The following is a 3,188-nucleotide window of genomic DNA, read 5'->3' as shown; positions in this document are numbered from 1 at the left end:
CACGGACCATCCAGTAGGCTGTACTGAGGACCGTCAGGAATCTGGCTGCGAACGAAGCGGATTGGAAACGGTTCAACAATTACCTGAGCAACAAATACCAAGGAAATATAAGGAAGGGATCAGCTTTGCTGATGAGAGTATCCCAGTTCCGACATCTCCGAAACCTCAGAACGGTATGTCGGGATCAAATTCATTCCCCTCATCTTCCGCCTCTGGTAATCCCAGGATCTCTCTATACGTCTTAAGGAGCTTGTTCTGGAAATACACCGTTGGCTCTCCGCACTGTTCACAGAACCTTGAGTCAGGTAAGTTTTCATGATGGTCTCGGGGATAGCTATTCCCAAAATCATCTTCCCATTGACCAGGTATGCAACTGTTCACCAATGGCAACCCACAAATCCGACAATAGGTGGCATCAGCACTGAATTCTTCGTTCAGGCACCGTGGGCACTCCTTGACTCTGTTTGTATTTCGATCGTATTTAATCTCGGACTTGTATATCATCGAGAAGTCTCCTTCAGTATATTTTTCTAAGCTTTGTTTTATATGTTTATGGTATTTGCTATCTTTGAATGTGGTAGGTTTTCCACATGCGTAGCAATGTTTCGCCTCAGGATGATTGAGATGCGACGGATCATGTGTACATGGATTTGTTAACGGAGTACCGCATATCCTGCAGTATCCGGCGTCTTCTGAGAAAATCTTATTTCCACAGGCAGGACATGGGGAAAATTGTGTGTGAGAATTTACACCAAGATCCCTGTAGCTGAATCCCGAATCATTAATCTTGAACGTAAATTGCTTTCTGCCACACTCGAAGCAATGGGAAGCCCCCGGTAGCCGTACCCATCCACAATAGGAACAGTACCAAGTTGCAGCATGCTTGATATGTTTTGTCGATTCCCAATCTATCTTGGATGTGCTGTACTTGTTGATATCTGCCTGCAGCAACCCAATTCTAGTTTTAGCAGCGGGGGATGAAATGTCGAACGCTTTCTCGATCAAGGATTCCGCACTGAAGCGGGCCTTTAAGTTCGAGGTAACCGGAGTCTTTTGGATGGCAACCCAACCTTCGCTCCCGTCAGCAACCCTGGAAATGCCGTGACTATCCAAGAGCCGTTCGGCATGGTAGGCGGGACAAAGAAGGTTTCTGGCAAAGCAATTCGCTTCGTTCTCTAAGCGCTTATAGAGTTCTTGTCCAACTCCTCCCCTCTCCAGGATGGGTTTGCCATATTCTTCATGGTGGCCGAGAAAGATGTGTCCGATCTCATGTGCAATGGTAAACCGAATGCGTTGCTTCTTCTTCTCTTCGTTGTAGTAGACGATGTATTTGCCACATCTCTCATCCATAACAGCAGCACCATCCTCTGATCCGAAAAACTTGAAGCAGTCCTTCTGGGATATTCCTGATTGTTCCATCAGTCGGCCATAGGAACAAAACTCAAATAAATTATGAAATTGTTGCTGGATAGAATGCAGACTCACTGGAAACCGGTCTATGCCGGAGTCCTCAAGTACGATCAAGGCTTCAATAATGGGTTGTTGGTAATCTGGATACAGTCGCATCAAAAGTCATCAGAGGCCTGGGGCTCGATGACTCCGTCGCTATCAACATCCTGGAAGGCTGTAGCAAAATTGTTTCGTAGGATTTCCATCATCCGCTCCCTATCGTCTTCGGACATGGACTTCGACGCACGCGCAATAATCCTGATATCCTTGTCATCATCTATCGTCTTGTTCAAACTTAGAAGGTAATTGTAGTCAATGTGCAGCGCCTGCGCAATAGCTTTCAGGGTACTTGGATCCGCCACGATATCTGGATTGTTCTCGATGCGTGAGATGGTGGCATGATTGAGGTGTATAACTCGGGCAAGTTCCCGTTGGGTCATATCAAGCTTTTCACGTTTTTCCTGAATGACTTTTCCCAATGTGAGTTCGCTTTCGCTCATATCCATCCCCTTTTCTCTCGTTATTTACTTTCGATAGCGGTCAAAACGTTCCGCTACAGGTAGATACTACCAAATATGTTGATTCTAGTCAACATTATTTCAAATCTTCTCACTTTGTGTTGACTCGAAGCAACAATTATTGTACCTTCACTCTGTTGATTCGATGCAACATTATATCTCCAGAGCCTTCGGGCTGCATTTTTTTGAGATATCTGTTGCTTCGAATCAACACTAAAATCGATTCGAGCCTGACAACGTTTAGGGCGAGGAATCCTGATGCAGCAGCCTGTCACACCGAGAGTGTTGGCGGGCTGTTTCGGGTCTCCTGGTCTCGTTGTGCCCTCAGGCTTGCAATCTGATCATCACGACTTCGAATGGTGTCATGGCCTCGCCCTCCGTCTCAGGCGGGAGGCACACATGGCAAAGGACGCCAGGACAGAATTCTTCTATTACATCGACGGAAAACCGTACCGACTTACCCCAGGTAAGGATGGAATCACAGAGGAGATCATCACCGTTCTCCGAGACTCATACCATGCTGAGAAACTAAACGACCGGTATGAAGATGAACTGCAGGATGCAAAGTTCAAATTCTCAAAGACACTCCACGATACCAATCCGGTAGCTCATCCTACGGATCCCGTCGAGCACCTTGTGGATAATTCTCAAGCTCCAGAGGAGGTCCTCTTCCAGGAGGAGTTATCTCCCTCGATCAGGGATCAGGTACACGCGATCATTCCCCAATTGATCCCTGCCCAACAGGAACTTTTCTGGAAGCTCTGCGAAGGCCGACAGCTTGTCGATATCGCCCGGGAGGAAAGGACCACGGACAATGCGATCCGTAGCCGCCGCAGAAAGATGTTCGATCGCATCAGGGCTCTCTATGCGGAGGAGTTCGGGGATGCATAGTCCCCGTTTTCTCCTTGGGGTACGGATTTCAGGTATTAGGCAGAGGATGTACACACGGGGTGATGCCACACCGAAACAGCCTCCGGGGAAACACCCCGTACAGCGATGGAGAAACACAATGAAACTTCAACACAGGGTCCAGATCAATGTGGCCCAAGGCGGGGAAGGAACCCAGGGGGTACTGGGTAGCCGTGGACGAAAGCTACCCGCAAGGCTGCTGCGATTCCTGTTCGGCCAGTACAGCGAAGTGCTCGTACTCACACCGGGCAAGACGGTCAGGAGCGTCGAGATACATGAAATGCAAGAAGGAGTGAATGGAAATGGAAGATA

At 48.1% G+C, this 3,188-nt stretch carries 4 protein-coding genes; 2 read left to right on the top strand and 2 right to left on the bottom strand.

Annotation, left to right across the window (positions count from 1 at the left end):
• Window positions 1-165 precede the first annotated feature (165 nt).
• Window positions 166-1,419, bottom strand: a complete 1,254-nt coding sequence (locus tag AB7C91_RS13735) for an ImmA/IrrE family metallo-endopeptidase (protein WP_428592430.1) — start codon at window positions 1,417-1,419, stop codon at window positions 166-168.
• 146 nt (window positions 1,420-1,565) lie between these two features.
• Window positions 1,566-1,949: a helix-turn-helix domain-containing protein gene (locus tag AB7C91_RS13730; RefSeq protein WP_428592427.1), complete on the bottom strand. Its 384-nt coding sequence runs from the start codon at window positions 1,947-1,949 to the stop codon at window positions 1,566-1,568.
• A gap of 417 nt (window positions 1,950-2,366) precedes the next feature.
• Here AB7C91_RS13730 and AB7C91_RS13725 point away from each other — a divergent pair, with 417 nt between their 5' ends.
• On the top strand, window positions 2,367-2,858 hold the full coding sequence (locus AB7C91_RS13725) for a hypothetical protein (RefSeq protein WP_428592424.1): 492 nt from the start codon (window positions 2,367-2,369) through the stop codon (window positions 2,856-2,858).
• A 118-nt stretch (window positions 2,859-2,976) separates the two neighbouring features.
• The coding region (locus tag AB7C91_RS13720) for a hypothetical protein (RefSeq protein WP_428592421.1) at window positions 2,977-3,188 on the top strand (212 nt) is incomplete at its 3' end.

Source organism: Sphaerochaeta sp. (assembly GCF_050256055.1).
In the GTDB taxonomy this organism is placed as follows: Bacteria; Spirochaetota; Spirochaetia; order Sphaerochaetales; family Sphaerochaetaceae; genus Sphaerochaeta.
Note: the sequence above shows the minus strand (reverse complement) of the source record. Positions and strands in the feature narration are given on the sequence as shown.